At 63.7% G+C, this 24,865-nt stretch carries 25 protein-coding genes and 1 other RNA gene; 16 read left to right on the forward strand and 10 right to left on the reverse strand.

Annotation, left to right across the window (positions count from 1 at the left end; genetic code table 11):
• Positions 1 to 101: 101 nt before the first annotated feature.
• The 7 genes from JQ611_RS25885 to tkt form a co-directional block, all read right to left on the reverse strand.
• Positions 102 to 1,220 carry a tetratricopeptide repeat protein gene (locus JQ611_RS25885; protein ID WP_212466980.1) on the reverse strand — a complete coding sequence of 373 codons (1,119 nt, stop codon included), beginning with the start codon at positions 1,218 to 1,220 and terminating at the stop codon, positions 102 to 104.
• Positions 1,221 to 1,228: 8 nt separating this feature from the next.
• Positions 1,229 to 1,933 (reverse strand): thiamine phosphate synthase, encoded by a 705-nt coding sequence (locus JQ611_RS25890; protein ID WP_212466981.1) that lies wholly within the window; start codon positions 1,931 to 1,933, stop codon positions 1,229 to 1,231.
• 2 nt (positions 1,934 to 1,935) lie between these two features.
• The gene (locus JQ611_RS25895) at positions 1,936 to 2,961 is read right to left on the reverse strand and encodes a class I fructose-bisphosphate aldolase (protein ID WP_212466982.1); all 1,026 of its coding nucleotides are present in this window, start codon (positions 2,959 to 2,961) and stop codon (positions 1,936 to 1,938) included.
• 110 nt (positions 2,962 to 3,071) lie between these two features.
• A complete protein-coding gene (gene fba, locus JQ611_RS25900) occupies positions 3,072 to 4,139 on the reverse strand; it encodes a class II fructose-bisphosphate aldolase (protein WP_212032941.1) in 1,068 nt (355 codons plus the stop codon).
• 58 nt (positions 4,140 to 4,197) lie between these two features.
• On the reverse strand, positions 4,198 to 5,394 hold the full coding sequence (locus JQ611_RS25905) for a phosphoglycerate kinase (RefSeq protein WP_212466983.1): 1,197 nt from the start codon (positions 5,392 to 5,394) through the stop codon (positions 4,198 to 4,200).
• Positions 5,395 to 5,545: 151 nt separating this feature from the next.
• Positions 5,546 to 6,553: a type I glyceraldehyde-3-phosphate dehydrogenase gene (gene gap / locus JQ611_RS25910; RefSeq protein ID WP_212265545.1), complete on the reverse strand. Its 1,008-nt coding sequence runs from the start codon at positions 6,551 to 6,553 to the stop codon at positions 5,546 to 5,548.
• A 381-nt stretch (positions 6,554 to 6,934) separates the two neighbouring features.
• Positions 6,935 to 8,917, reverse strand: a complete 1,983-nt coding sequence (gene tkt, locus JQ611_RS25915) for a transketolase (RefSeq protein ID WP_212391553.1) — start codon at positions 8,915 to 8,917, stop codon at positions 6,935 to 6,937.
• 376 nt (positions 8,918 to 9,293) lie between these two features.
• Here tkt and JQ611_RS25920 point away from each other — a divergent pair, with 376 nt between their 5' ends.
• The 8 genes from JQ611_RS25920 (at position 9,294) to JQ611_RS25955 (ending at position 14,088) form a co-directional block, all read left to right on the forward strand.
• Positions 9,294 to 9,614, forward strand: a complete 321-nt coding sequence (locus JQ611_RS25920) for a DUF4164 domain-containing protein (protein WP_192736870.1) — start codon at positions 9,294 to 9,296, stop codon at positions 9,612 to 9,614.
• Positions 9,611 to 9,994 (forward strand): cell division protein ZapA, encoded by a 384-nt coding sequence (locus JQ611_RS25925; RefSeq protein ID WP_212265547.1) that lies wholly within the window; start codon positions 9,611 to 9,613, stop codon positions 9,992 to 9,994. Before JQ611_RS25920 ends, JQ611_RS25925 begins: the two co-directional genes overlap by 4 nt.
• Before the next feature lie 219 nt (positions 9,995 to 10,213).
• Complete coding sequence (locus tag JQ611_RS25930; RefSeq protein WP_212391555.1) at positions 10,214 to 11,107, forward strand: LysR family transcriptional regulator; 894 nt, start codon at positions 10,214 to 10,216, stop codon at positions 11,105 to 11,107.
• 95 nt (positions 11,108 to 11,202) lie between these two features.
• Complete coding sequence (locus JQ611_RS25935; protein ID WP_212466984.1) at positions 11,203 to 11,688, forward strand: nuclear transport factor 2 family protein; 486 nt, start codon at positions 11,203 to 11,205, stop codon at positions 11,686 to 11,688.
• Between the two features lie 52 nt (positions 11,689 to 11,740).
• Positions 11,741 to 11,901, forward strand: a non-coding RNA gene (gene ssrS / locus JQ611_RS25940) — 6S RNA.
• Positions 11,902 to 12,018: 117 nt separating this feature from the next.
• The gene (locus JQ611_RS25945) at positions 12,019 to 12,594 is read left to right on the forward strand and encodes a 5-formyltetrahydrofolate cyclo-ligase (protein ID WP_212265550.1); all 576 of its coding nucleotides are present in this window, start codon (positions 12,019 to 12,021) and stop codon (positions 12,592 to 12,594) included.
• A gap of 3 nt (positions 12,595 to 12,597) precedes the next feature.
• On the forward strand, positions 12,598 to 13,425 hold the full coding sequence (locus JQ611_RS25950; RefSeq protein ID WP_212466985.1) for a TIGR00282 family metallophosphoesterase: 828 nt from the start codon (positions 12,598 to 12,600) through the stop codon (positions 13,423 to 13,425).
• A gap of 21 nt (positions 13,426 to 13,446) precedes the next feature.
• The gene (locus JQ611_RS25955) at positions 13,447 to 14,088 is read left to right on the forward strand and encodes a hypothetical protein (protein WP_212466986.1); all 642 of its coding nucleotides are present in this window, start codon (positions 13,447 to 13,449) and stop codon (positions 14,086 to 14,088) included.
• Positions 14,089 to 14,138: 50 nt separating this feature from the next.
• Here the strand turns inward: JQ611_RS25955 and ppk2 are convergent, their stop codons facing one another.
• The 3 genes from ppk2 to JQ611_RS25970 all read right to left on the reverse strand — a co-directional run bounded on the left by ppk2 (position 14,139) and on the right by JQ611_RS25970 (position 18,554).
• Positions 14,139 to 15,059, reverse strand: coding sequence for a polyphosphate kinase 2 (ppk2, locus tag JQ611_RS25960; RefSeq protein WP_212416203.1), 921 nt, complete (start codon positions 15,057 to 15,059; stop codon positions 14,139 to 14,141).
• 117 nt (positions 15,060 to 15,176) lie between these two features.
• Positions 15,177 to 16,601, reverse strand: coding sequence for a methyl-accepting chemotaxis protein (locus tag JQ611_RS25965; RefSeq protein ID WP_212466987.1), 1,425 nt, complete (start codon positions 16,599 to 16,601; stop codon positions 15,177 to 15,179).
• A gap of 195 nt (positions 16,602 to 16,796) precedes the next feature.
• A complete protein-coding gene (locus tag JQ611_RS25970) occupies positions 16,797 to 18,554 on the reverse strand; it encodes a methyl-accepting chemotaxis protein (protein WP_212466988.1) in 1,758 nt (585 codons plus the stop codon).
• Between the two features lie 201 nt (positions 18,555 to 18,755).
• Between JQ611_RS25970 and JQ611_RS25975 the strand changes: the two genes are divergently transcribed.
• From JQ611_RS25975 to JQ611_RS26010, 8 genes are all read left to right on the forward strand, one after another.
• Positions 18,756 to 19,502 carry a YebC/PmpR family DNA-binding transcriptional regulator gene (locus JQ611_RS25975; RefSeq protein ID WP_212466989.1) on the forward strand — a complete coding sequence of 249 codons (747 nt, stop codon included), beginning with the start codon at positions 18,756 to 18,758 and terminating at the stop codon, positions 19,500 to 19,502.
• A 241-nt stretch (positions 19,503 to 19,743) separates the two neighbouring features.
• Positions 19,744 to 20,271, forward strand: coding sequence for a crossover junction endodeoxyribonuclease RuvC (gene ruvC / locus JQ611_RS25980; RefSeq protein ID WP_212265556.1), 528 nt, complete (start codon positions 19,744 to 19,746; stop codon positions 20,269 to 20,271).
• Positions 20,268 to 20,885, forward strand: a complete 618-nt coding sequence (gene ruvA, locus JQ611_RS25985) for a Holliday junction branch migration protein RuvA (protein ID WP_209837862.1) — start codon at positions 20,268 to 20,270, stop codon at positions 20,883 to 20,885. The genes ruvC and ruvA overlap by 4 nt, the downstream gene beginning before the upstream one ends.
• 25 nt (positions 20,886 to 20,910) lie before the next feature.
• Positions 20,911 to 21,228, forward strand: a complete 318-nt coding sequence (locus tag JQ611_RS25990; protein ID WP_212265557.1) for an NIPSNAP family protein — start codon at positions 20,911 to 20,913, stop codon at positions 21,226 to 21,228.
• Positions 21,225 to 21,779 carry a hypothetical protein gene (locus JQ611_RS25995; RefSeq protein WP_212265558.1) on the forward strand — a complete coding sequence of 185 codons (555 nt, stop codon included), beginning with the start codon at positions 21,225 to 21,227 and terminating at the stop codon, positions 21,777 to 21,779. The genes JQ611_RS25990 and JQ611_RS25995 overlap by 4 nt, the downstream gene beginning before the upstream one ends.
• Positions 21,776 to 22,825 (forward strand): Holliday junction branch migration DNA helicase RuvB, encoded by a 1,050-nt coding sequence (gene ruvB / locus JQ611_RS26000; protein ID WP_212265559.1) that lies wholly within the window; start codon positions 21,776 to 21,778, stop codon positions 22,823 to 22,825. Before JQ611_RS25995 ends, ruvB begins: the two co-directional genes overlap by 4 nt.
• A 104-nt stretch (positions 22,826 to 22,929) precedes the next feature.
• Positions 22,930 to 23,793: a DUF6869 domain-containing protein gene (locus JQ611_RS26005; protein WP_212466990.1), complete on the forward strand. Its 864-nt coding sequence runs from the start codon at positions 22,930 to 22,932 to the stop codon at positions 23,791 to 23,793.
• A gap of 91 nt (positions 23,794 to 23,884) precedes the next feature.
• On the forward strand, positions 23,885 to 24,796 hold the full coding sequence (locus JQ611_RS26010) for a metallophosphoesterase (RefSeq protein WP_212265561.1): 912 nt from the start codon (positions 23,885 to 23,887) through the stop codon (positions 24,794 to 24,796).
• Positions 24,797 to 24,865: the final 69 nt, after the last annotated feature.

Consider the following 24,865-nt stretch of genomic DNA (forward strand, 5'->3'; position numbering starts at 1 on the left):
ATGCGGGGCTTATGGGTTAGGAGGAAAACGGCCAATGCCGCCCAAGGGTTTAGCGAGGGGTGAGGGACTGGGTGCCCTGACGATGTGTCGCCGTCAAGGCGTCATTTCTTGTCGTTGCCGATCCATTTGCGGGCGGCCTCCTGGGCCTTGGCGCGGTCCTCGGGACTGAGGCCCGCCAGCGCGTCGTCCAGCATCGGATCGCCCTTGCCTGCGGTTTTGGCGACTATGTGCCATTTCAGGGCCTCGACCTTGTCGACCGCCACGCCCTGTCCACTGACCAGCACGCGGGCGAGGCGGTTCTGCGCAATCGGGCTGTTCTGCCGGGCCGCCTTGCGGAGCAGCGCGACCCCGGCTGCCTCGTTCTTCGGCGTGCCGGTGCCGTTATAGAGCGCGATCGCGTATTCGACCTCGGCATCGACATTGTCGGCCAGCGACGCGGCTTGCAGCAGGCGCACCGCCTTGTCGATGTCCTTGGGCACGCCGGTGCCTTCCTTGTAAAAGGTCGCAAGCGCGTATTGCGCTTCCGGGTTGCCGGCGTCGGCCGCGATCCGCAGCAATTCGGCGGAACGTTTCACATCCTGCGGCAGTGTCTGGCCGTCGAGATACAGCAGCGCCAGGTTATACGCCGCCTTGGGATTGCCGAGCTTGGCGGCGGAAGCCAGCAGCTTGACCGCTTGCTCGCGGTTGACCGGGCCGCCGCGGCCGGAAAGCTTCATCATCGCCAGCGCAAACATGCCCTCGCGGTCGCCGGCGTCGGCGGCGCGCTGGTACCACTCGATGGCCTTCGCGTAGTCGCGCTTGACGCCGAGGGCGCCGGAGTAGAGCTCGCCGATCATCGTCATCGCCTTGGCGTCGCCGGCATATTGCGCCCGCGTCAGCGCCAGATCGAGCGCGGTCTTGTAGAGGCCACGCTGATAGGCGCCGTAGACGAGATCGACATTAGGATCGTCAAAGCTGGGCGTGGGTGAAGCTGCCGGAGTGGGCGGCGCGGCCGGTTTGGGCGTGGCTGCAGGCTTCTTGGCGACAGTGGGCGCCTTCGGCTTCGGGGCCTCCTTGGAAGCATCCTTGGAAGTCTCTTTGGGCGCATCTTTCTTCGCGGCCGGCTTGCTGGCAGGCGCGGGCGTCTGCGCCGCGGGGGGCGTCAGCGAGATCTGCGCCGATGCGCCGGCCGCCGCCATCAGGCAGCAGCCAAGGATCGATATCGGACGCAGCAGTCTCATGTCCGGCGCTATCCCCGTCCGGTCGTCTGCTCGGTGGTGTCCGTGCTCTTGTTTTTTCCAAACGCGGCGGCGTGCGCTTGCGTGATCGCCTGCTCGATATCGATCAGCGCCGCCTCGGGCCCGCGCGGATCGGCCCAGATGAAATCGCCGACAAGCACGAAATCCGCACCTGCGGCGGCAAATTCGCAGGCCTCCTCGCGTGAGGCCGCATAACCGACGCAGGGCGGTTCGAACAATTCATCCCACCATTGCAGGCGCTCGGCGATCGCTTCCGCCGATGGCCGCTCGCCCCTGGCGTCGGGTTCACCGAACAGCACGTAGTCCGCGCCCGCTTCGCCCGCGGCCATCGAATCGTGCCGCGTGGCGAGGCCGCCGACGCCGGCGATGCGATCGGGCTTGAGGGACGGGAAGGCGTCTTCGATGGAAGCTAACCCGGTCAGATGCGCGCCATCGGCGCCGCCGCGCGCCACCAGCTCGACATGGCCATCCAGCAACAGCGCCGCGCCGCCGTCCTGAACCGGGGCGGCGAGCGCCTTGATGCGCGAGATCATGGTGCGCTGGTCGATCTCGCGCAGCCGCAGCAGCACGGCGGCGACGTCGGCGGCGGCGAGCAGGCCGGGGAGGCTGGCGATGAGCTGCGACGGATCGTCCACGACTGATGTCGCGAGATAGAGGCGCGGCACCGGGCGCTGCGGAACGGGTTTGGCGGCCAATGCTATGCGACCTTCTTTTCCAGGCCGGCTTCCCACTCACCCTTGCTCGCCAGCGCATTCATTCGCGCCCGGTGCGTGAATGCGCGCTGGCCGGCCGCGACGTTCTCGGCCTTGCCCGACCACGCTTTTTGCGGCGCCGCCTGCAGCGCGCGGCCGTAGGAGAAGGTCAGCCGCCAGGGTAAACCACCGATCCGGTTCATGGCATTGAGATGCGCGGTCGCATCCTCGTCGGATTGTCCGCCGGAGAGGAAGGCGATGCCGGGAACGGCCGCCGGAACGCAGCTCTTCAATAGCCGGATGGTCTTCTCCGCGACCTCTTCAACGGGCGATGGCTTTGCGCTTTTCTTGCCTGCGATCGCCATGTTGGGTTTCAGGATCATGCCCTCCAGCGCGACGCGCTGGATCCGCAATTCCTGGAATGTCTTGTTCAGGACGCGCTGGGTCACTTCGTAGCAGCGGTCGATGTCGTGATCGCCGTCCATCAACACTTCCGGCTCGACGATCGGCACGATCTGCGCTTGCTGGCACAACGCGGCGTAACGGGCGAGCGCATGCGCGTTGACATGGATCGCGGTCATGGTGGGAATATTCTGGCCGATGTCGATCACCGCCCGCCATTTGGCGAACCGTGCGCCGCGCTCGTAATATTTCTTCAGACGCTCGGCGAGCTTGTCGAGCCCAGCCGTGATCAATTCGCCGGGGCAGTTCGGCAAGCCCTGGGTTCCTTCATCCACCTTGATGCCGGGGATGGCGCCGGACTGTTCGATCAGCTTGACCAGCGGCGTGCCGTCCTTGGCATTCTGCCAGATGGTTTCGTCATAGAGGATGACGCCCGAGACGTATTTGCTCATCGCCTCCTGCGAGCGAAACAGCATTTCCCGGTAGTCGCGGCGCGTCTCCTCGGTCGACTCGACGCTGATGGCGTCGAAGCGCTTCTTGATCGTACCTGAGGACTCGTCGGCGGCGAGTACGCCCTTGCCCGGCGTGACCATGGCGAGGGCGACCTTGTTGAGGTCAGCGAGATTCATTGATCCGTTCTCCAGACACCTGCCTTGCAAACCAAAATAGGCGGTTCTCGGGCAATTGCCTAGAAAACGTTCGTCGCGGCCGGCAGCCTCCGCGGCGCGATGGCGCGGGGTCAGGCAACCTTCGGGTCAAGCTCGCCCTTGCTGTAGCGCTTGGCCATTTCGGCCGTGGTCAGCACCTTCTTGATCTTGCTGGCTTGGCCCGCGGTGTTGAATTCCTGCAGCCGCTGCTTGCACAGCTTGGTCATCGCTTCCATCGCCGGCTTGAGATATTTGCGCGGGTCGAACTCTTCCGGATTGTCCTTCAAAACCTTGCGGATCTGCCCGGTCATCGCCATCCGGTTGTCGGTGTCGATGTTGATCTTGCGCACGCCGTGCTTGATGCCGCGCTGGATCTCGGAAACCGGCACGCCCCAGGTCGGCTTCATCTTGCCGCCGTTGGCGTTGATGATTTCCTGCAGGTCCTGCGGCACCGAGGACGAACCATGCATCACCAGATGCGTGTTCGGCAGCTTGCGGTGGATCTCCTCGATCACGTTCATGGCGAGGATGTCGCCGTCGGGTTTGCGGGTGAACTTGTAGGCGCCGTGCGAGGTGCCCATCGCGATCGCCAGGGCGTCGACCTTGGTCTCCTGGACGAATTTTACCGCCTCGTCCGGGTTGGTCAGCAGCTGGTCGTGCGACAATTTACCTTCGGCGCCGTGGCCGTCTTCCTTGTCGCCCATGCCGGTTTCGAGCGAGCCGAGCACGCCGAGCTCGCCTTCCACCGAGATGCCGCCGAGATGGGCCATGTCGGTGACGGTCTTGGTGACGCCGACGTTGTAGGTCCAGTCGGCCGGGCTCTTGCCGTCGGCCTTCAGCGAACCGTCCATCATGACCGAGGTGAAGCCGGCCTGGATCGCGGTCATGCAGGTGTCGGGAGCATTGCCGTGATCGAGGTGCACGCAGACCGGGATCTGCGGATAGATTTCGGTGACGGCGTCCATCATGTGCTTGAGCATGATGTCGTTGGCGTAGGAGCGCGCGCCGCGCGAGGCCTGGATGATGACCGGCGCATCGAGGCTGGAGGCGGCCTCCATGATCGCGAGCGCCTGCTCCATATTGTTGATGTTGAAGGCCGGCACGCCGTAATCATGCTCCGCCGCGTGGTCGAGCAGTTGACGCAACGTAATCCGAGCCATCCGAATTCTCCTTGTATTTACAGCGCCCTAAGCGCTCATCTGCTGTCAGTTGAAGGTACTAGCGAATTTTTAGAACTTCGACACCGGGTAAGGGTTTCCCCTCCATCCATTCAAGAAACGCGCCGCCCGCGGTCGAAACATAGGAAAAATCGCCGGCCACGCCGGCCTGGTTCAGGGCAGCGACAGTGTCGCCGCCGCCCGCGACCGAGATCAGCTTCTTGGCCTTGGTGCGCTCGGCGGCGTGCCTGGCCGATACCATGGTGCCGCGGTCGAACGGCGTCATTTCGAAGGCGCCAAGCGGGCCGTTCCAGACCAGCGTCGCGGCGTCGTCGATCGCAGCGTGGATCCGCGCAATCGATTGCGGGCCGACGTCGAGGATCATGCCGTCGGCCGGAATGGCGTCGAGGCCATAGGCATGCGAGGGCGAATTGGCCGCGAAATGATAGGCGACCACGGCGTCCACGGGCAGGATGATGGCGCAGTTGGCGGCCTCGGCCTTTTCCATGATCCGCAGCGCGGTCGCCGCCAGATCCTTTTCCGCCAGCGATTTGCCGACGCCGATGCCCTGGGCGTGCAGGAAGGTGTTGGCCATGCCGCCGCCGATGACGAGCGCGTCGACCTTGCTGACGAGGTTTTCCAGAAGATCGATCTTGGTCGAGACTTTGGCGCCGCCGATGATTGCAATGACGGGCTTGGTCGGCGCTTCCAGCGCTTTGCCGAGCGCGTCGAGCTCGGCCTGCATGGTGCGGCCGGCATAGCCCGGCAGCTTGTGGCCGAGACCTTCGGTCGAGGCGTGGGCGCGGTGCGCCGCCGAGAACGCGTCGTTGACCCAGACGTCGCCGAGCTTTGCCAATTCGGCGACAAACGCCGGATCGTTCTTTTCTTCCTCTTTGTGAAAACGGGTGTTTTCCAGGCAGAGGATGTCGCCGTCCTTCATCGCGGCGACCGCGTTTGCGGCGGCCTCGCCAATGCAGTCATCGGCAAAGCCGACCGGCTTCTTGATGACCTGCGACAGCGCCGCCGCGACGGGCTTCAGCGACTCCTTGGCGTCGCGTCCCTTCGGCCTGCCGAAATGCGCCAGCAGGATGACCTTGCCGCCCTTGCCCGAGATCTCGGTGATGGTGGGGGCGACGCGCTCGAGCCGGGTGGCGTCGGTGACGCGGCCATTGTCGGTGGGGACGTTGAGGTCGACGCGCAGCAGCACGCGTTTGCCCTTCACGTCGACGTCATCGAGGGTGCGGAATGATTTTGTCATTGGGGTGGTCTCTTGTCCCGGGCGCACTGCGGCGCGAAACGCCGCCGTGCAGAACCGGGACCCATGGTTGGGCGGGTCGCGGTGCAAATGGGTCCCGGCTCTGCGGAGCAGCGTGAAGAACGCTGCACCGCGTCCGGGACACGAGACTAACTTACAGCAGCTTCCCCATCGCCACGGCGGTGTCGCCCATGCGGTTGGAGAAACCCCATTCATTGTCGTACCAGGACATCACCCGCACCAGCGTGCCGTTCTGCACCTTGGTCTGGTCCACATGGAAGGTGGACGAGTGGGGGTCGTGGTTGAAGTCGATCGAGACGTTGGGCGCGGTGGTATAGCCCAAAATGCCCTTCAGCTCCTGCTCGGAGGCGCGCTTCATCGCCGCGTTGATTTCCTTCACGTCGGTGGCGCGCTTGGCGACGATCTTGAGATCGACCACCGAGACGTTCGGGGTCGGCACGCGGATCGCGACGCCGTCGAGCTTGCCCTGAAGTTCGGGCAGCACGAGGCCGATCGCCTTGGCCGCACCGGTGGAGGTCGGGATCATCGACATCGCTGCCGCACGGCCGCGATAGAGGTCGCTGTGCAGGGTGTCGAGCGTCGGCTGGTCGCCGGTATAGGCGTGGATCGTGGTCATGAAGCCGGTTTCGATACCGACGGTGTCGTTCAACACCTTGGCGATCGGAGCCAGGCAGTTCGTGGTGCAGGAACCGTTGGAGACGACGAGGTGCTCCCTGGTCAGCTTGTCGTGATTGACGCCGTAGACGATCGTGGCGTCGGCGCCATCCGACGGCGCGGAAACCAGCACGCGCTTGGCGCCGGCGGTCAGGTGCGCAGTGGCCTTGGCCTTGGCACTGAAGATGCCGGTGCATTCCATCGCGATGTCGACGCCGAGTTCCTTCCACGGCAGCTTCGAGGGATCGCGCTCGGAGGAAACCTTGATCTTGCCGTTGCCGAGGTTGATCGAATCGCCGTCGACGGTCACGGTGCCGGGGAAACGGCCATGCACGGAATCGAAACGCAGCAGATGGGCGTTGGTCTCGACCGGGCCGAGATCGTTGATCCCTACGACTTCGATATCCTTGCGGCCGGATTCCGCAATCGCCCGCAAGATGTTGCGGCCGATGCGGCCAAATCCGTTGATCGCGACCCGGATTGCCATGCTCGTTTCTCCTTTAATAGCTGGTGTCACCCCCGTGGAATGGTTCCACGGCGGTGCTTACGGCGGATCGCCCGGTTCGGCCGGGCGAGAACGGTCAAGATGAGCTTTTAGGTAGACCTTTTTGCCAACAAGCTCAACCGTCAGCAGCGCGCCGCCGAGTTGAAGTTCCTGCAATGGTTGCGCAGAGCACGGTCAGGAACTTCGATAAGCGGCACACCAAAGTTAACTGCCGTCTACTGCCCTTTTGTGTCCGAAGTTCGCAGGGCCGCAAATGGCGCGCGAACTTCGGAAACGGGCAATAGTGCGTTTTCGAGCGAAGGAAAACGCGTCAAAACAAGAGTCTAGAGCTTCGGTTCTGATTCAATCAGAACCGACAAGGTTCTAGAGGCGCTTCAGGGCAGCGTTAACCGCAGCCTCGGCGGTAATCCCGAAGTGCTTGTAGAGGTCCTTGGCGGGCGCGCTGGCGCCGAAGCCGTGCATGCCTATGAATTCACCATCCTGGCCAATCACGGCGTCCCAGCCCCAGCGCACCGCGGCCTCGATCGCGATCTTGACCGGCGCGTTGCCGATAACGGCCTTCTGGCGGTCCGCCGGCTGCGCCAGCAGCAATTCGAGCGAGGGCACCGAAACCACCCGCGACGCGATGCCGCGTTCGGCCAACTGCTTCTGGGCGGCGACCGCGATCTCGACCTCGGATCCGGAGGCGAACAGCGAAACCTTTGCCTCGCCCTGGGCGGCGACCAGTTCATAGGCGCCGTGGCTGCAGGGATTGTCGTTCGGCGCGGTCGTGCGCAATTGCGGCAGGTTCTGGCGCGTCAGCGCCAGCACGGTCGGGCCGTCGATGCGGTTGAGCGCGAGCTCCCAGCATTCGGTGACCTCGACGGCGTCGCAGGGCCGGAACACGCGCATGTTGGGAATCGCCCGCAGCGCCGCCAGATGCTCGACCGGCTGATGCGTCGGTCCGTCTTCGCCCAGCCCGATCGAATCATGAGTCATGACATAGACGACGCCCGCGCCCATCAGCGCCGCGAGCCGCATTGCCGGCCGCGCGTAATCGGTGAACACCAGGAAGGTGGCGCCATTGGGCGCAAAACCGCCATGCAGGAAGACGCCGTTCATGGCCGCGGCCATGCCGTGCTCGCGGATGCCGTAATGGATGAAGCGGCCCTTCGGCGTCTTGGCGGAAAACGCGACAGCCGATTTTGCCTTGTTGTTGTTGGAGCCGGTCAGATCGGCCGAGCCGGCGAGGAATTCCATCGGCATTGCGCCGGCGATTGCCTCGATCGCCGATTCCGAGGATTTCCGGGTCGCGACGTTCTGCGGCGTCTCGAGCAGCTTCTTCTTGTGGTCGCGCAGCGCCTTGGCGAGCGAGGCCGGGCGCTCATGGCGCAGCCGGCGCTCGAATTCGGCGCGCTTGCGCGGACCCAGTTCGCCGAACACGCCTTCCCATTCCTGGCGCGCAGCGGCGCCTCGGCTGCCGGCGGCGCGCCACGCCTTCAGGACGTCGTCGGGCACCGAGAACGGCTCGAGCGAGATGCCGAGCTTTTCCTTGGCGCCCTTCAGTTCTTCGGCGCCGAGCGCCTCGCCATGGGCTTTTGCAGTGCCGGCGCGAGTCGGTGCGCCGAAGCCGATGGTGGTCTTGCAGGCGATCATCGACGGCTTGTTGGACTTCTGGGCACGGGTGATGGCGGCTGCGATCGCCTTCGGATCATGGCCGTCGATCAGTTCGGCGGCCCAGCCGGCCGACTTGAAGCGCTTCACCTGATCGACGGAATCGGCGATCGAGGTCGGGCCGTCGATCGAAATGCCGTTGTCGTCATACAGCACGATCAGCTTGTTGAGCTTCCAGTGACCGGCCATCGCGATCGCTTCCTGCGACACGCCTTCCATCAGGTCGCCGTCGGAGGCGAGCACATAGGTGTGATGGCCGACCACCTTCTTGCCGAACTCGGCGGCGAGCATCTTCTCCGCCAGCGCCATGCCGACCGACGTTGCGATGCCCTGGCCGAGCGGACCCGTCGTGGTCTCGATACCCTTGGTGTGGAAGTTCTCGGGGTGACCCGGCGTCAGCGATCCCAATGCGCGGAAATTCTTGATCTGGTCGAGCGTCATGTCCTTGTTGCCGGTCAGGTACAGCAACGCATACAGCAGCATCGAGCCGTGCCCGGCCGAGAGAACGAAACGGTCGCGGTCCGGCCACTTTGGCTCGGCGGCATCGAATTTCAGGAACTGGGTGAACAGCACGGTCGCGATGTCGGCGGCGCCCATCGGCAGGCCGGGATGGCCGGATTTCGCCTTCTCGACGGCATCCATGGCGAGGCCACGGATCGCATTGGCCATACGGGAATGATCGACCTGCGTCATGATGAAAATCCGCCTGAAATGAGGTGCTTGGTTGCGGGGTGCGTACCGGGAAGGGCCGCAATACGAGGGCTTTGGCCTAGGGAAGTCTGGGCTGGATAGCACCTCAAATCCCGGAGTCCAAGGCAAGGAAACGCCAATCCGGTGCGAAAGGTTGCTTAATGCATGACCCGGAAAAGTGGAGACCGGTTTTCCGAAGAGGTCATGCTCAGACAAGACCGGTAGATCGGGATGACCGGTGGTCCCGATCTACCGGTGCATAGCTTCGCGCGGGCGTTGCGCTGTCCTCGCTTGCCACGTAAATTTAGCGGCCTAACCGCTTGCCGAACCGCAGATTTTGCTGTGCGGCCGGCTTAACCGAAGGTGCGCGCTGTCTCTCATGAGCGATCGTCCCGCCAACGGGGCCGGCAACCCCGAGCTCGCCTTTGCCGACATCGACGCTGCAACCCGGCGGCTGATGGCGGCGCTCGATGCGCTGGAAGCTGCGGCCGAGCGGCGGCGCGATGCCGACCGTGACGAGAATGAACTCGCGAGCCGGATCCAGGCACTCGGCGCCGACCGCTCACGCCTGGCCGACGAACTCGACGGCTCGCTGGTGAAGACCCGGCGGCTGGAGCGCACCAACCGCGAGATATCGGAAAAACTCGACGCCGCGATCGGCACCATCCGCGCCGTGCTGGACGCCGGAGAAAGCTCATGAGCCACATCAACGTCACCATCAACGGCCGGCAGTACCGCATGGCCTGCGAGGAAGGGCAGGAAGTGCGTCTGCTCAAGCTCGCCGAGAACCTCGAAGCGCGCGTCGAATCGCTGCGCGGCAAGTTCGGCGAGATCGGCGATGCGCGGCTTACCGTGATGGCGGCGCTCACCGTGTGCGACGAACTGCTCGACGCCAACCAGCGTATCCGTGCGCTCGAGGAAGAACTCGACGCCTTGCGCAATGTGCGCGTCGCAGCCACCGATCGCGCCCGAACGACGCAGACCGCGGTCGCCAACGCGCTCAATGCCGCAGCCGACCGCATCGAAAAGACCACGCAGATGCTGAACCGCACCATCGGCGGCGGCGTCGCGATCGGGTAGGACGTTGCCCGCCGCAGGCTGATCCGCCTTTGCGGGGAGCACAACGACGAAGCAACCCATCCTGTCTTGATGACCCATGGATTGCTTCGCGGAGCCTGTCACGAGGCGCGCATTCACGCGACCCGCTGGTTCGCAATGCCGCATCCGTCCTCCATTCGGTTTTTGCAAGTCATTGCCGGAGATGTTACCGAAATGGAATGTTCGTGACGGGAGGCTTTCGTGAACCTGAACGAGATTCGTACATTTGTGACGGTGGCGCGGGTCGGGTCGATCCAGGGCGCCGCCAGACAGTTGCATATGACGCAGTCTGCGGTGTCACGGCTGGTTCAGCGGCTTGAGCTCGATCTCGGCGCGACGTTGTTTGACCGACAGACCAAGCCCCTGATTCTGACGCACGATGGTCGGGTCGCGCTTGAGCATGGGCAACGTGTCCTCCGTGCGACGGACGCGTTTTCCGAGGCTCTCTCGCCCGCGGCGGCACCGAGCGGCGTGTTGCGTATCGGTGCCGCTCACGTGCTGGCTGAGCTTGTCGCAGAACGCCCGCTGGATTTGTTGCGATCCACGTTTCCGGATCTCACCCTCCAGATTTCCATCGACTGGGCCGGAGCCTTGATCGAGCGATTGCATAGCGGAGCTCTCGACGCTGCAGTGATTTCGCTGCTCACCGAGGGCAAGCCAAGAAGCGAACTTCCGGCGCGCCGACTTGGCAAGGAGCAGGTACGAATCATGGGTGCTGCCAATCTTTCGCCGACGCGCTGGCGCTCGCTGCGGGCGATGAATGAAATCGGCTGGGTGATTCAGCCGGAAGGCTGCGGCTATCGCACGGCCCTGACACAGGCGCTTGAGCGCGAGGGCGCCGGGCCGCCGAAGGTGATCGTCGAAGCGTTCAGCAAGGATCTGCAGCTATCGGTCGTCGCGCGCGGCGCTGGCTTTGGGCTGTTGCCCGTGAGCCAATTGAATGCGGTTGCGGGCAAGCGAAAGATCAAGACATTTCATGTCCCTGACTTTCAGCCTGCGGTCTCGACATGGTTCATTCGCCGGCTTCAATTGGGACGGTTGTCTCGACCGCTTGATGACATCGAGCAGGCGCTTTCGCTCGTCATCGCGAAGTGACCGATATGGAATATTGGAACTACATATTATGAATTTGCTACCGGTCGTGCCGCCGGCGTAACGGAAGCGGGCCAGTTGAAATGCCCTGACCTCAGGTGCGGCGGCTGGTCCTGTTCATCCGTCAAACGGAGGCTTCGATGACCCCAACTTCTCAAGGCGTGGTTTTTCAAGAGTTGACCGCGCCCGCCGTGAGCCCTGCTAGCCGAACCAGCCTGACTCAGGCCGTGCAGAAATATTTCGACCTTATGTACGATTGCGATACGTCGCACCTCCTTGAGGTCTTTCGATCCACCGCCCACCTTCACGGATTTCGCGACGGGCAGATGATGTCGTGGTCGATGGAGACCTACAAAAACGTCCTCGATAAGCGCCAATCGCCGAAGTCGCTTGGCGCCGCTCGCGCCGATGAGATCCTGCAGATGGATTTTGCTTCCGCGGATATGGCCTTCGTGAAGGCGCGCGTGCAGATCGCTACGATGGAATTCGTGGATTATCTGACTTGGCACTGCATCGATGGCAAATGGCTGATTACGTCGAAGGGCTTTTACCTTATGTCCGATGGCGATCCCGGAAAACGCTGAAAACTCACGCTTAACGCTGGCGGTTTGGCCGCATCGTAGCTACATTGGCAGGGCGAAGCTGTGTTGCGCGTCAGAAGCCATATATCCCCGGGGCCTTATCGATCCTTCCGGGAACTGTCCCTGGCCGGGTCCGTGGATCCGGTCATATGGTGCCCACCTACTTTCGTAGGGAACTCCGGGATCGAGCGCTTCAACGGCCATTACGGCTTCGCACTTTTGTTTCGGTTGATTTTTGCGTCGAGCTTTTACTCTACCGGCTTCACCACCTAGGCCCTGCAACTTTCGCTTCGTCCGTCTTCGCGGGCGATGTTCGGCGGAACAGAACGCTGCATGACGGCAAGTGCTTCGAAAGCAGAACTTCGCGCTGCCGCTTTGGCAAAGCGCGATGCATTGAGCGACGAGCAGCGCGCCGACGCGGCGCAAGCCCTCGCCAAGCGTAAACTGCCGTTCGAGATCGCGCCCGGAATGGTTGTCTCCGGCTATTCGCCGATCCGCAGCGAGATCGACCCGGCGCCGTTGATGCGCAAGCTCGCGGAAGCGGGCGCCAGGCTGGCGCTGCCGGCCGTGATGGCGCGCGGCAAGTCGCTGGCGTTCCGGGCGTGGTCCCCCAACGACCGGCTGATGTTAGGGCCGCTCGGCATTCTCGAACCGTCGCCGGCGGCCGCTGAACTCATTCCCGACATCATGCTGGTGCCGCTGGCGGCGTTCGACGCCGCGGGGCACCGGATCGGCTATGGCGCCGGACATTACGATTTCACGCTGGAGCATTTGCGCAAGGCGAAAGCCATTGTCGCCGTCGGTGCTGCGTTTGCCGTGCAGCAAATAAAGGCGGTTCCGGCCCAGCCGCACGACGTGGCGCTGGATTTTGTGCTAACGGAAAAGAAAGTGTTCGATTTCCGGAGCTGAATTTTGCGCATCCTCTTCATCGGTGACGTCGTCGGCAAGACCGGCCGCACCGCCATTTCCGAGCATCTCCCCGGCATGGTCAGAGACTGGTCGCTCGATCTCGTCATCGTCAACGGCGAGAACGCGGCCGGCGGCTTCGGGATCACCGAGGCGATCTATCAGGATTTCCTCGACGCCGGCGCGGATGCGGTCACGCTCGGCAACCACGCCTGGAATCAGAAGGAGGCGCTGGTGTTCATCGAGCGCGCGCCGCGCCTGATCCGCCCCTTGAACTTTCCGCGCCATACGCCGGGCCGCGGCGCCGCCCTGATCGATACCAAGAACGGCAAGCGTGCGCTGGTCATCAACGCCATGGGCCGCGTCTTCATGGAGCCGCTGAACGATCCCTTCAACGCGGTCGGCAAGGAGCTCGACGCCTGTCCGCTGCGCGAGGCCGCCGATGCCATCGTGATCGATTTTCATGGCGAGGCGACCAGCGAGAAGCAGGGCATGGGATTTTTCTGCGACGGCCGCGCCAGCCTCGTGGTCGGCACCCATACCCACGTTCCGACCGCCGATCATCAGGTGCTGCCCGGCGGCACCGCCTATATGAGCGACGCCGGCATGACCGGCGATTACGATTCGATCATCGGCATGCAGAAGGAAGAGCCGCTGCACCGCTTCGTCACCGGCATTCCCTCCGGCCGATTCGAACCGGCGTTCGGTGTGGCGACACTAAGCGGGGTCGCGGTCGAAACCGACGATGCCACCGGACTGGCGCTGCGAATAGCGCCAGTGCGGGCGGGCGGCAGGCTGGAGCCGGCAGTGCCGGGATTTTGGACCGGCCACTGAACCGGGTTACGAGAAGGTGTGATGCAAAGGTTTCTGGTCTTCCTGCTGGCGTTGTTGCTGTCGCAGGCGGCGTCCGCGCAAGAGCTCACCCAGCGCCCGGTATCGCAGGACCCGGTATCGCTGCAAGACATGACCGGGCGACTGGAGAAGTCCGCGATCGACACGGCGAAGGTCGCGCCGAAGGGCGCGGCAAGAGGATCCTCGGTGGATTTCTCCTGGGCTTCCAGTCCCGAAGAACACCGCGCGCTCGCCAAGCATGTGCTCGTGCTCGTCAGCGTGGTGACGCAGGACTCAGCTGAGCTGCCGCTGCGCCGGGTCTATGTGAATATCGACGGCCGCGAAACCGAGCTGATCAGGTTGAGCAGCCAGCTCAGCGGAGTCCGGAAAGGCTCGAAGACCTACTCGATGCTCGGGCCCTATCGTGAGGACGGATTCTACCTCGCGCCTGCCGGCACCATGATGGCGGACGGCTATTTGCAGGCCGATTTCGCGGTGCGGCGGAACGGCTTCAATCTCTACAAATTGCCGGGGACGCCACCGGATTTCATCAAGGCGGACAGCAATCCGCTGCCCGGGCCCGACGCCAAGCCGGAAATGCCGGTGCTCAAGGCGATGCTGCTGCGCGAGTACAAGGGCTTCGAATTGCCCGCAGCCCTGCGCTAGATTCCGGGCCAGCGGTCCGGACGCGGGTTTGCCGGATTAGCGGTACGCGCTCAGTAGCGCGCCGGTACGTACATCTCCGGCGGGACCGGACCGCGCTGGTAATCCGGATTGCGCACGCGCGGCGGCAGGATGACGGGGGTCTGCGGGACCTCGTTGTAGGGAATCTGTTCAAGCAGATGGGCGATGCAGTTCAGCCGCGCCTTCTTCTTGTCGACGGCCTCGACCAGGTGCCACGGCGCCTCGGCGATATGGGTGCGCTCCAGCATCGCTTCCTTGGCCTTGGTGTACTGCTCCCAGCGGCTGCGCGCCTCCACGTCCATCGGGCTGAGCTTCCACTGCTTCAGGGGATCGTGGATCCGCATGGTGAAGCGCAGATGCTGTACCTCGTCGGTGATCGAGAACCAGTATTTGATCAGGATGATGCCGGAACGCACCAGCATGCGTTCGAATTCCGGCACCGAGCGGAAGAATTCCTCGACGTCGGCTTCGGTACAAAATCCCATCACCCGCTCGACGCCCGCGCGGTTGTACCAGCTGCGGTCGAACAGCACGATCTCGCCGCCGGCCGGCAGATGCGAGACGTAACGCTGGAAATACCATTGGGTGCGTTCGCGCTCGTTCGGCGCCGGCAGTGCGGCGACCCGGCAGACCCGCGGGTTCAGCCGCTGCGTGATGCGCTTGATGACGCCGCCCTTGCCGGCGGAATCGCGTCCCTCGAAGATGACAACCACTTTCAGCTTCTGGTGCTGCACCCAGCTCTGCAGTTTGACCAGTTCGCCCTGCAGGCGGAACAGTTCCTTGAAATAAAGCCGGCGGTCGACGGTCTCCTCGGCGGAATGGCTTTCGAATTCGTTGGTCAGCGCGTCGAGGCGGTCGTCGTCGATCTCGAGTTCCAGTTCCTCGTCGAAACTGTCCATCATTTCCGCGTGGATGCGATCATGGATCGAGCCATTGACTGGTTTTTCGGTCATCAGGATACTCCGCCCAGGGAAGCGCAAAAGGAAATGCACGGCATCACCGTTAGTTTCAAATGCGCATGTCAGGGGTGTGACAGCGCGCGCCGGGCAAGGCGTTTTGACGTCTGTCGCTCAGGACTGCCGGAAACCCATGCGGAAGGCGCCCCAATGGCGGCCGCGCACGTGGATGGGCGAGGAGAGGTCTTTCATCAGCACGAAATTGCCGCCGCCCATGTCGCGGCGATAGGTCTGCAGCAGGAACGGTTTTGTGTTCGTCGCCACCTTCTTCACCGCGCGATCGCTGAACAGGCGGCGGTTGCGGCAATTGGCGTTGTTCCAGACGGGGTCGGGCCCCTGCGGCAGGCGGTAGTTCGGATTGTGGGTCGGCAGATAGCCGCCTTTGGCCCAGGCGACGCAGAACACGATGCGCGGATCGCTCTTCTGGATCGGGTCCTGGATCGAAGGCAGGACGCGGTCGGTGAAGGCGACATAGTCGGTCAGATATTGCTTCGGATCGGTCCCTGATATTTCGCGGTATTTCTCGTCCATCAACTGCTCGACCGTGATCTCGCCGCGTGCGACGGCGGCCTCAAACGCGTCGGAAATCTGCTTTGCGGTGTCGATCACCACGCGGATCAACGGCGCATCCGAAGTCTCGACGCCGCTGTCGGCGATCAATGCGATCAGGCCTTCCGACAGTTCGAGCAGCTTCGCCACCCGTCCGTCGGCCTGCTTCAGCTCGCTGGAGGACAAATCGACGCCCTGGGCAAGCTGGCCGAGTTCCTCGATCACGCGGTCGCAATGGCCGAGATTGGACGTCGCGGCCTTGGCGACGCCGTCGATCTCATAGCCTACGGACGCGATGCCCTGGTGCACGCGCGCGATGATGCCGCTGATCTGCTGTGCGCCTTCACCAGCGCTCTTGGCGCGGAGCGAGGCGTCGCTGCTCTCGCCGATCAGGCTGCCGATCTGGCCGTCGAGATCGCGCATGGTCTCGGAAATCTGCTGCGTGGCCTGGCGCGTCCCCTCCGCCAGGCTCTTCACCTCGTTCGCGACCACGGCAAAGCCACGGCCGGCGGTTCCGGCGCGCGCCGCCTCGATCGTGGCATTGAGCGCCAAAAGGTTAGTCTGTTTCGCAATCGCCTCGATCGAGCCGGAAACTTTTGCAACCTGCGACAGGGCCGAGCCGACGGCGCTGAGCCGGGCCTCGATACGGCCGACCGCGTCGACGAGTTCGGCGATGTGCTTGACGGCCGTATCCACCGCGCTGCGCGACTGAACGATCTCTCCGACGGCTGCGGACGTGGTCGATTGCACCGCCTGCGATGCATTGGCGATGTCGCGGTTGGCCGAGACCATCGTCTGGGCCGTCTTCTGCAAGTGGTGGAACCGGTCCGACTGGTTCGCGACGCGGCTGGCGACCTCCTGGACGTTGCCGGCGATATCGGCAAGTTCCACGCCGAGCCCGCCGATGCGGTCGGCAAGCTGGTCAATGAGGCGTTCGGCCAGTGTCTGGTTGGAGTGAGTGTCCAGGACCGCACGCTGCACAAAGGACATGCTCGAGCTTTCTCCAGTCAGAGCCGATGATCGGCTCACCGCGGCGAGCGCATTCCAATTGCAAGTCTAGAACGCGATTCGCGCCTTGGTGTCTTGCCTGAGAGCGAACTGGAGCATTTTCGAGCGAAGCATGCCCTCGGACTTGATCCGGGGGTTGATACCGGTTCGCGTCGAGAAAACGCGTCAATCAAGAATCTAGAGCCTGTAGGCTGTACGGAACCCGCCCCAATGGCGGCCCTTGACGCGGATCGGCACGTCGATCTCGCGCATCATCACCGTGTTGCCGTTGCCCATGTCGCGGGCGTAGCTCTGCACCAGGTAGGCGCGCTGGTTGCGGCCGGCTGCGAGGCCCGCGGGATCGTTGAAGATGCGGCGGTTGCGGCTGTTGGCGGTGTTCCAGGTGACGTCGCCCGGACGTTGCGGATGCGAATAGATCTTGTTGTGAACCGGCAGATAGCCGTTGGTGTCGATGACAGCGCAGAACGCCATGCGCTTGTCTTTGGCGAGGAAGGCTTCCTGGAACGGTGGCAGCGCGCGGTCCGCCCAGTCCAGAATTTTGGTGCGGTGCTGCACCGGGTTGCTGCCGGATATTTCGACATAGTTGGTGTCGAACATGTCCTCGATCGAGATCGCGCCGCTGGCGACGCCCTGCTCGAAAATCCTGGTCAACGCGGCGCCTGCTTCCATGGCGCGGGTGACGAACTCGGTGTTCTCGTCGTGGATCGCCCACAATTTGTCTTCGATCGCCTCGCGCAAAGCGGCGTTCGGCCGCTCGAACTGCGCCTGCGCGCCGGCCTTGGAACGCTCGCTGATGCGAATTTTGCAGGCGCCGATATCCGGCAGCGTGGCGTCGAGGCTTTGGTTGGGCGTCAGCTTTTCGGCGTCGGGACCGCTGATCAGGATGCCGTCGATCGAAATCTCGTAGACCGGCGCCGTGATCAGGCCGCGCGCGGTCTGGATTTCGATTTGGAGGCTGCAGGGCAGCTTTTCCTGTTTGCGCTGGCCCTGGCGCTCGCTTTGGCGCAGCAGCACCGCGCAGCGCGATTTGAGCTTCTGCGCAAAGGTCGTGACCGCCCTTCCGGCATTGGCGACGTTTTCGCCATGCGCTTCGGCTTCCTTGGTCGCGACGCCGATCTCGGAGGCGCTTTCGCCGACCGAGACGATGAAGCGCGACGCGGAGGCGGCATTGTCGGACATTTCTCCGGTGGTCTGGCTTTGCTCGGCGACCGCGCCGTTGACGTTGTCGAACACCGGCCGGATCAACTCGATCGCCTGCGAAATCCGATGCACGGCGTCGACCGAGCCGGCGGCGTCGCGCTGCAGCGCTTCGATCTTCCTGGTGATTTCCTCGGTGGCGTTCTGGGTCTGCACCGCGAGCGCCTTCACCTCGGTGGCGACGACGGCAAAGCCGCGCCCGGCTTCGCCGGCGCGCGCGGCCTCGATGGTGGAATTGAGGGCCAGCAGCGTGGTCTGCCTTGCGATCTGCGCGATCAGATTGACGACATTGCCGATCGCCGCGGACGATTCGCGCAACCGGTCCACATTGGCGCTGGCTTCGCGGGCGGCCTCGCTGGCCTGGTCGGCGAGCTTGCCGGCATCGCGGACCTGCTCGCCGATGCCCTGGGCCGAATGGGTGAATTTGTCAGCGGCCTGCGAGAAGGTGGTTGCGGTGCTCTGGGCTGCGGTGGTGCGGCCGGTCAGGGCGTCAGTGCGGTGGCGGATGGTGGTCAGTGTGGCCGCGGTCGCCTCGGCGCCCCCGGCGACCGAATGGGCCGCGCGCTCGAGCTGGCGGATCATGCCACCGAGTTCGAGTTCCAGCAGTTCAAGGATTTCCTTGGCTGAATCGCCTTCGGGCGCGGGCGCGTCGGCCGCAGCCGCAACCGCCGGAACCTTAAGCTCGACGGCAGCCGTGGTCGCTTCCGGCTCTCGCTTTCGAAATAAACCGAACGCCATGAGGGCTCTTAAAAGTTGAGAATGTGGGGCGCATCCTCTCATCCGGGCATGAAGTCATGGTTAACAACTGCCTGATATTCCGGCATACGGGGCACTACTTAAGTACCAAAACGGCCGTGAATCTTTGATTTTGGCCGGTTGTCGGCCTATAAGGCCGCGTTTTCATCCAAATCCGCTCACGAACGAATCCAAGAGACCCGCATGGCCGGCCATTCCCAATTCAAGAACATCATGCACCGCAAGGGGCGGCAGGATGCCCAGAAGTCGAAACTGTTCGGCAAGCTGGCGCGGGAAATCACGGTCGCGGCCAAGATGGGCCAGCCTGATCCGTCGATGAACGCCCGGCTGCGCGCGGCGATCATTTCCGCTCGCCAGGAAAACATGTCGAAGGATTCGATCGAGCGCGCCGTGAAGAAGGCGAGCGGCGGCGAGGGCGAGAACTACGACGAGATTCGCTACGAGGGCTATGGCCCCGGCGGCGTCGCCGTCATCGTCGAGGCGCTGACCGACAACCGCAACCGCGCGGCCTCCGATATCCGCTCCTACTTCACCAAGTCCGGCGGCAACCTCGGCGAAACCGGATCGGTTTCCTTCATGTTCGATCACACCGGCATCATCGAATACGACGCCAAGGTGGCCTCCGACGATGAGATGCTGGATGCGGCGATCGAAGCCGGCGCCGACGACGTGATCTCGAGCGAGAGCGGCCACGAAATCTATGCCTCCAAGGAAACGTTTCGCGAGGTCGCCAAGGCGCTGGAGACGAAATTCGGCGAGGCCCGCAAGGCGGCGCTGACCTGGAAGCCGCAGAACACGGTGCCGGTGGACGACGAGACCGGCGAGAAGCTGCTCAAGCTGATCGACCATTTGAACGAGCACGACGACGTGCAGAACGTCTACGCCAATTTCGAGGTCTCGGACGCGCTGATGGCGAAGATGGGCGGGTAGGGATCTCGTGTCCCGGACGCGGTGCAGCGCGGAGCGCTGCTCCGCAGAGCTCAGATGCGCAATTGCGCATCGGGGGACCCATGTCTCCGCAGAATGAGCTGATGGATGGGCCCCGGCTCAGCAACGCACCACGCCGCAAACGCGGCGCACTGCGTTGCGTCCGGGGCACGTCCCACCGCTTTAGCGGGGATGACTGTTCTCTTTATGTTTCGTTCACGGTGCTATGGCGTTATCACAGGCCATGACATCTCCTCCGATTCGCCAACCCGTCCGGATTATCGGCATCGACCCCGGCCTGCGCCGCACCGGCTGGGGCGTGATCGAGACCGAGGGCAACCGCCTGGTCTTCATCGGCTGCGGCTCGGTAGAGCCGCCGGACGACCTGCCGCTGGCGAGCCGGCTGCTCGCGATCCATGAAGGCCTCGCTGCCGTGCTCGGCGACTACAGCCCCATGGAGGCTGCGGTCGAACAGACCTTTGTGAACAAGGACGGCGTCGCAACGCTAAAACTCGGGCAGGCGCGCGGCGTCGCCATGCTGGCGCCGGCGATGTTCGGCATATCGGTTGCCGAATACGCGCCCAACCAGGTCAAGAAGACCGTGGTCGGCGCCGGTCATGCCGACAAGAACCAGATCGCTGTCATGCTCAAGATCCTGCTGCCGAAGGCCGAGCCGAAATCCGCCGACGCCGCCGACGCGCTGGCGATCGCGATCACGCACGCCCATCACCGCGCCGGCACGGCGCTGCGGCTGAAGGTGGCAGGCCTATGATCGGCAAACTGAAAGGCCTGATCGACTCCTACGGCGAGGACTACGTGATCCTCGACGTCGGCGGCGTCGGCTATCAGGTGCACTGTTCGTCGCGCACGCTGCAGGCGCTGCCCGCGCCCGGCGAGGCCGCGGTGCTCTCGATCGAGACCTATGTGCGCGAAGACCAGATCAAGTTGTTCGGCTTTCGCGGTGACATCGAGCGCGAATGGTTCCGCCTCTTGCAGACCGTGCAGGGCGTCGGCGCCAAGGTGGCGTTGGCGGTGCTCTCGACGCTGCCGCCGGCCGAGCTTGCGAATGCGATCGCGCTGCGCGACAAGGCCGCGGTGACGCGCACGCCCGGCGTCGGCCCGAAAGTCGCCGAGCGCATCGTCACCGAATTGAAGGACAAGGCGCCGGCCTTTGCCAACGTCGATCCGGCGCTGGTGCATCTTTCCGGCGCCATCGACAACGACCGCGCGCCGCGCCCGGTCACCGACGCGATCTCGGCGCTGGTCAATCTCGGTTACGGCCAGCCGCAGGCCGCGGCCGCCATCGCGTCGGCCTCGCGCAGCGCCGGCGAGAATGCGGAAACAGCGCAGCTGATCCGCTTGGGCCTGAAGGAACTCGCGAAGTGAGCGAACTGCGCTGGAGCATTACAAAATGATTACGTGTTATCTGCGTTACCGGCTCGATCCGGACAAGCTCGCCGATTTCGAGGCGTACGGCGCCATGTGGCTGGAGCTGCTGCCGCGCTTCGGCGGCGTCCATCACGGCTACTTTCTGCCATCCGAAGGCGAGAGCGACGTCGCTTTGGCGATGTTCAGCTTTCCGAGCCTCGCGGCCTATGAACAGTATCGTAAGGATGCCAGCACCGATCCCGACTGCCAGAAGGCGGTCGCCTTTGCAAAACGGACGCGCTGCTTCATCCGTTATGAACGGTCATTTTTCCGGCCATTGTTTCCGAAAACGGCCGCATGACCAGGCCCTCCCGCAACGTCACGGCAGAACGTCGCGACTATTCGGCAGGCGCCGTTGCCGGGCGTTTCGCGCGCGCGATCGGCATCGTCCTGATTTTTTCCATTGCAGGACCGCTGACGATTGCGGCGCTGATTTCGCTGATCGTGGTCGGTTTCGGAGCCGCGCTGCTGCAAATGTTTCTCGCGCTTCTCGAACTCGAAGCACTGCGCACCATCGTCTCTGTCGCGATCGTGCTGCTTGCACTGGCGACGATGCTCGCGTCGTTCCTGCCATCGGTCGCGGCCGGCCTGATATTCGCACTGGCTGCGGTCTATGGCGGCATCAACATGATCTGGATGGCGTGGCTCGCCGCGGCCATTGCCGTCGCCGGTTTCGTCGTATTCGGCATATTCTTGGTGCCCTCGGAATCATCGGCCGTGATTTTGCCGGATGTCCGGTCTGCACGACAGGCGCTGTCGCTGTCAGCGATCCTTGCCGTGCTGGCGGTCATTCCGGCCAGCCTGTGCTGGTGGCTCGCGAAACCCCTGCATCGTGCTAGAACTGCCGCATGAACACGCCGTCCCGCATTGTCACCCCCGAACGCCGCAGCGACGATGTCGGCGACACCGCGCTGCGCCCGCAATTGCTGTCCGAGTTCGTCGGCCAGGCGCAGGCGCGCAAAAACCTTTCGATCTTCATCGAGGCGGCGCGCAAGCGCGGCGAGGCGCTCGATCACGTGCTGTTCGTCGGCCCTCCCGGTCTCGGCAAGACCACGCTGGCGCAGATCGTGGCGCGTGAACTTGGCGTCGGCTTTCGCGCCACTTCCGGACCTGTGATCGCCAAGGCCGGCGACCTCGCAGCGCTTCTGACCAATCTCGAAGAGCGCGACGTGCTGTTCATCGACGAAATCCATCGCCTCAGCCCGGCGGTCGAGGAAGTGCTCTATCCTGCGATGGAGGACTTTCAGCTCGATCTCATCATCGGCGAGGGGCCGGCAGCGCGATCCGTAAAAATCGAGCTGGCGAAATTCACCCTCGTCGGCGCCACCACGCGCGCGGGCCTGCTCACCAATCCGCTGCGCGACCGCTTCGGCATTCCGGTGCGGCTGAATTTCTACACCGTGGAAGAGCTGGAGATGATCGTCACCCGCGGCGCCCGCGTGCTCAACATCGGCATGACGCCTGATGGCGCCAACGAGATCGCGCGCCGCGCCCGCGGCACGCCGCGCATCGCCGGTCGGCTGCTGCGCCGGGTGCGGGATTTTGCGTCCGCCGCGGATGCCACCTCTGTCGATCGCGCCATCGCCGACCACGCGCTGAGCGCGCTGGAAGTCGATGCCGCCGGCCTCGATGCGATGGACCGGCGATATCTTTCGACCATCGCGCTGAACTATGGCGGCGGTCCGGTCGGCGTGGAAACCATGGCGGCGGCGCTGTCGGAGCCGCGCGATGCGATCGAGGACATCATCGAGCCGTTCCTGATCCAGTGTGGCTATCTCCAGCGCACCCCGCGCGGCCGGCTGTTGACCTCGCACGCCTTCAAGCATCTCGGCCTCGCCGAACCCGCCCGCGATACGGCGCAGTTCGGCCTGTTCGGCGGCGGTGACAGCGATGACTGAACGCTATCGAACCGAATCGGCCTAATCACGCACTAACGGTAAATATCAACAAGTCGGCGACGCGCCTCGGCGCGGGACCGGCTGTTTTTGCCGTGGAGTGCCAGATGAAATCGACCGAAGACGCCAAGGTGCTGGCCATTGTCGCAGCGCCGGAACTGGGCACGCCCGACGATTCCGACGTCCTCAACGCGATGCCTGTCGACGAGCTGGCCTCATTGTGGGCTGTGCTGCAGCGGCTGAGCAAGCGCGACCAGACTTCCGGCGCCTGGGCGGCCAAGCTCTATTTCGATCATCTGCCGCACCGCAAGCCGGATCGCGCGCTCGATCTTGCGCTTGAAGTGCTGCGCAGTGAATCCGACAAACCGACCGTGATGCAGCTCAATGAAAAGTTCATGATGTCGCTGATGTATGCCCACGGCGAAAGCGTGATCGACCGGATCGAGGCCGAGGCGAAGAATAACGCCCGGCTGCGCTGGCTGCTCGGCGGCGTTCTGCTCGGTCCAAACAAGCCGTTGAAGCAACGCATCCAGGCGATCGCCGACCTCAAGGGCTGGAAGGCCGACGACATCGCGCGACGGACCCCAAAACAGCCGCTCGATTGCGAAGCCATGACGCTGCCGGAGCTGGCTCGCGCCTGGGTCGAACAACATTCGAAATCCGACTGCGACCGCGATGACAATTTCTTTGCGATGATGGATTATGAGAGCGAACTGCGTGGTGAGGATCCGGACAGGGCTATTGATCTGATCGTCGCTATCCTCGAGATCGAGACCAATCCGGCGCTGCTGTCGCTGCTCGCCGCCGGTCCGCTCGAGGATGTCATCAGCATGGAAACCATCGACCGCATCGAGCGCGAGGCGCAGGCCAGCGATCGTTTTCGAGATCTCTTGGGCGGCGTCTGGTACTACCGCGCCTCCGACGAATTGAGGGCCCGGCTCGACGCGCTGGTCGGGGAGAACAGGTGGTAACCTTAATGCGACTGCTGACGATCTGCACAAACGCACCCCAATTCCGGCTCAATACCCGCCCATGTTTGCGATGCATCACGATTGACCAGCCATGATTTCACGCCGACATTTCTTTCGATTCTTTGGTGGATTGGGCGCCCTCGGCGTCACGACCACGGCCTACGGATTCTCCGAACCCGCGCTGCAGCTTCGCGTCACGCGATACAACCTTGCGCCGCCGCAATGGCCCACCGATCTCAAGCTCAAGATCGCCGTCATCACCGACCTGCACGCCTGCGATCCCTGGATGTCGCTCGACCGCATCCAGGGGATCGTTGAACGAACCAACGCACTGAAGGCCGACGTCATCGTCATGCTCGGCGACTACGTGGCCGGGCACCGCAAGGTGACGCGCTTCATCCCGGCCGATGAATGGGCGCCGGTGCTGGCCGGGCTGAAGGCCCCGCTCGGCGTGCACGCCATTCTCGGCAATCATGATTGGTGGGATGACAAGGAAGTGCAGCGCGAAGGCAAGGGGCACACCTTCGCCCGCCGCGCGCTGGAGGCGTCAGGCATTCCGGTTTACGACAATGACGCCAGGCGCCTCACCAAGGACGGGCGGCCGTTCTGGCTGGCTGGCCTTGGCGATCAACTGGCCTATTTCCCGGCACGCCGTTTCCGCCCGGTGCGGCGGGTCGGCGTCGACGATCTCGGCGCCACGCTGGCGAAGGTCACCGATGACGCGCCGGTCATTCTGCTGGCGCATGAGCCCGACATCGCCAAGCGCGTGCCGTCGCGGGTGTCACTGCAGCTCTCCGGTCATACCCATGGCGGTCAGGTGCGGTTGCTGGGTTGGTCGCCAGTCGCACCGTCCGGCCAGCGGCTCGCTTATGGCCACATCCGCATGAAGCACGACATCGTCGTCTCCGGTGGCCTCGGCTGCAGCATCATGCCGTTCCGCATCGGCGTTCCCCCGGAGATCGTGCTGGTGACGCTGGGCGGGCAGGGCCCGGCCGTGGCATAAGTTGTCGGAAACGCAATGGCGTGAGCTGCGGTGCACCTGTGCACCCGGTCTGAAATATGTTAATCTATC

This window comes from Bradyrhizobium sp. AUGA SZCCT0182, assembly GCF_018130185.1.
Lineage (GTDB): Bacteria > Pseudomonadota > Alphaproteobacteria > Rhizobiales > Xanthobacteraceae > Bradyrhizobium.

What these genes read in the sequence shown, in the direction of transcription:
- JQ611_RS25885 (WP_212466980.1), bottom strand. Translation starts at nt 1,220, where the DNA reads ATGAGACTGCTGCGTCCGATATCGATCCTTGGCTGCTGCCTGATGGCG.
- JQ611_RS25895 (WP_212466982.1), bottom strand. Translation starts at nt 2,961, where the DNA reads ATGAATCTCGCTGACCTCAACAAGGTCGCCCTCGCCATGGTCACGCCG.
- fba (WP_212032941.1), bottom strand. Translation starts at nt 4,139, where the DNA reads ATGGCTCGGATTACGTTGCGTCAACTGCTCGACCACGCGGCGGAGCAT.
- JQ611_RS25905 (WP_212466983.1), bottom strand. Translation starts at nt 5,394, where the DNA reads ATGACAAAATCATTCCGCACCCTCGATGACGTCGACGTGAAGGGCAAA.
- gap (WP_212265545.1), bottom strand. Translation starts at nt 6,553, where the DNA reads ATGGCAATCCGGGTCGCGATCAACGGATTTGGCCGCATCGGCCGCAAC.
- tkt (WP_212391553.1), bottom strand. Translation starts at nt 8,917, where the DNA reads ATGACGCAGGTCGATCATTCCCGTATGGCCAATGCGATCCGTGGCCTC.
- JQ611_RS25920 (WP_192736870.1), top strand. Translation starts at nt 9,294, where the DNA reads ATGAGCGATCGTCCCGCCAACGGGGCCGGCAACCCCGAGCTCGCCTTT.
- JQ611_RS25925 (WP_212265547.1), top strand. Translation starts at nt 9,611, where the DNA reads ATGAGCCACATCAACGTCACCATCAACGGCCGGCAGTACCGCATGGCC.
- JQ611_RS25945 (WP_212265550.1), top strand. Translation starts at nt 12,019, where the DNA reads ATGACGGCAAGTGCTTCGAAAGCAGAACTTCGCGCTGCCGCTTTGGCA.
- JQ611_RS25955 (WP_212466986.1), top strand. Translation starts at nt 13,447, where the DNA reads ATGCAAAGGTTTCTGGTCTTCCTGCTGGCGTTGTTGCTGTCGCAGGCG.
- ppk2 (WP_212416203.1), bottom strand. Translation starts at nt 15,059, where the DNA reads ATGACCGAAAAACCAGTCAATGGCTCGATCCATGATCGCATCCACGCG.
- JQ611_RS25965 (WP_212466987.1), bottom strand. Translation starts at nt 16,601, where the DNA reads ATGTCCTTTGTGCAGCGTGCGGTCCTGGACACTCACTCCAACCAGACA.
- JQ611_RS25970 (WP_212466988.1), bottom strand. Translation starts at nt 18,554, where the DNA reads ATGGCGTTCGGTTTATTTCGAAAGCGAGAGCCGGAAGCGACCACGGCT.
- JQ611_RS25975 (WP_212466989.1), top strand. Translation starts at nt 18,756, where the DNA reads ATGGCCGGCCATTCCCAATTCAAGAACATCATGCACCGCAAGGGGCGG.
- ruvC (WP_212265556.1), top strand. Translation starts at nt 19,744, where the DNA reads ATGACATCTCCTCCGATTCGCCAACCCGTCCGGATTATCGGCATCGAC.
- ruvA (WP_209837862.1), top strand. Translation starts at nt 20,268, where the DNA reads ATGATCGGCAAACTGAAAGGCCTGATCGACTCCTACGGCGAGGACTAC.
- JQ611_RS25990 (WP_212265557.1), top strand. Translation starts at nt 20,911, where the DNA reads ATGATTACGTGTTATCTGCGTTACCGGCTCGATCCGGACAAGCTCGCC.
- JQ611_RS25995 (WP_212265558.1), top strand. Translation starts at nt 21,225, where the DNA reads ATGACCAGGCCCTCCCGCAACGTCACGGCAGAACGTCGCGACTATTCG.
- ruvB (WP_212265559.1), top strand. Translation starts at nt 21,776, where the DNA reads ATGAACACGCCGTCCCGCATTGTCACCCCCGAACGCCGCAGCGACGAT.
- JQ611_RS26005 (WP_212466990.1), top strand. Translation starts at nt 22,930, where the DNA reads ATGAAATCGACCGAAGACGCCAAGGTGCTGGCCATTGTCGCAGCGCCG.
- JQ611_RS26010 (WP_212265561.1), top strand. Translation starts at nt 23,885, where the DNA reads ATGATTTCACGCCGACATTTCTTTCGATTCTTTGGTGGATTGGGCGCC.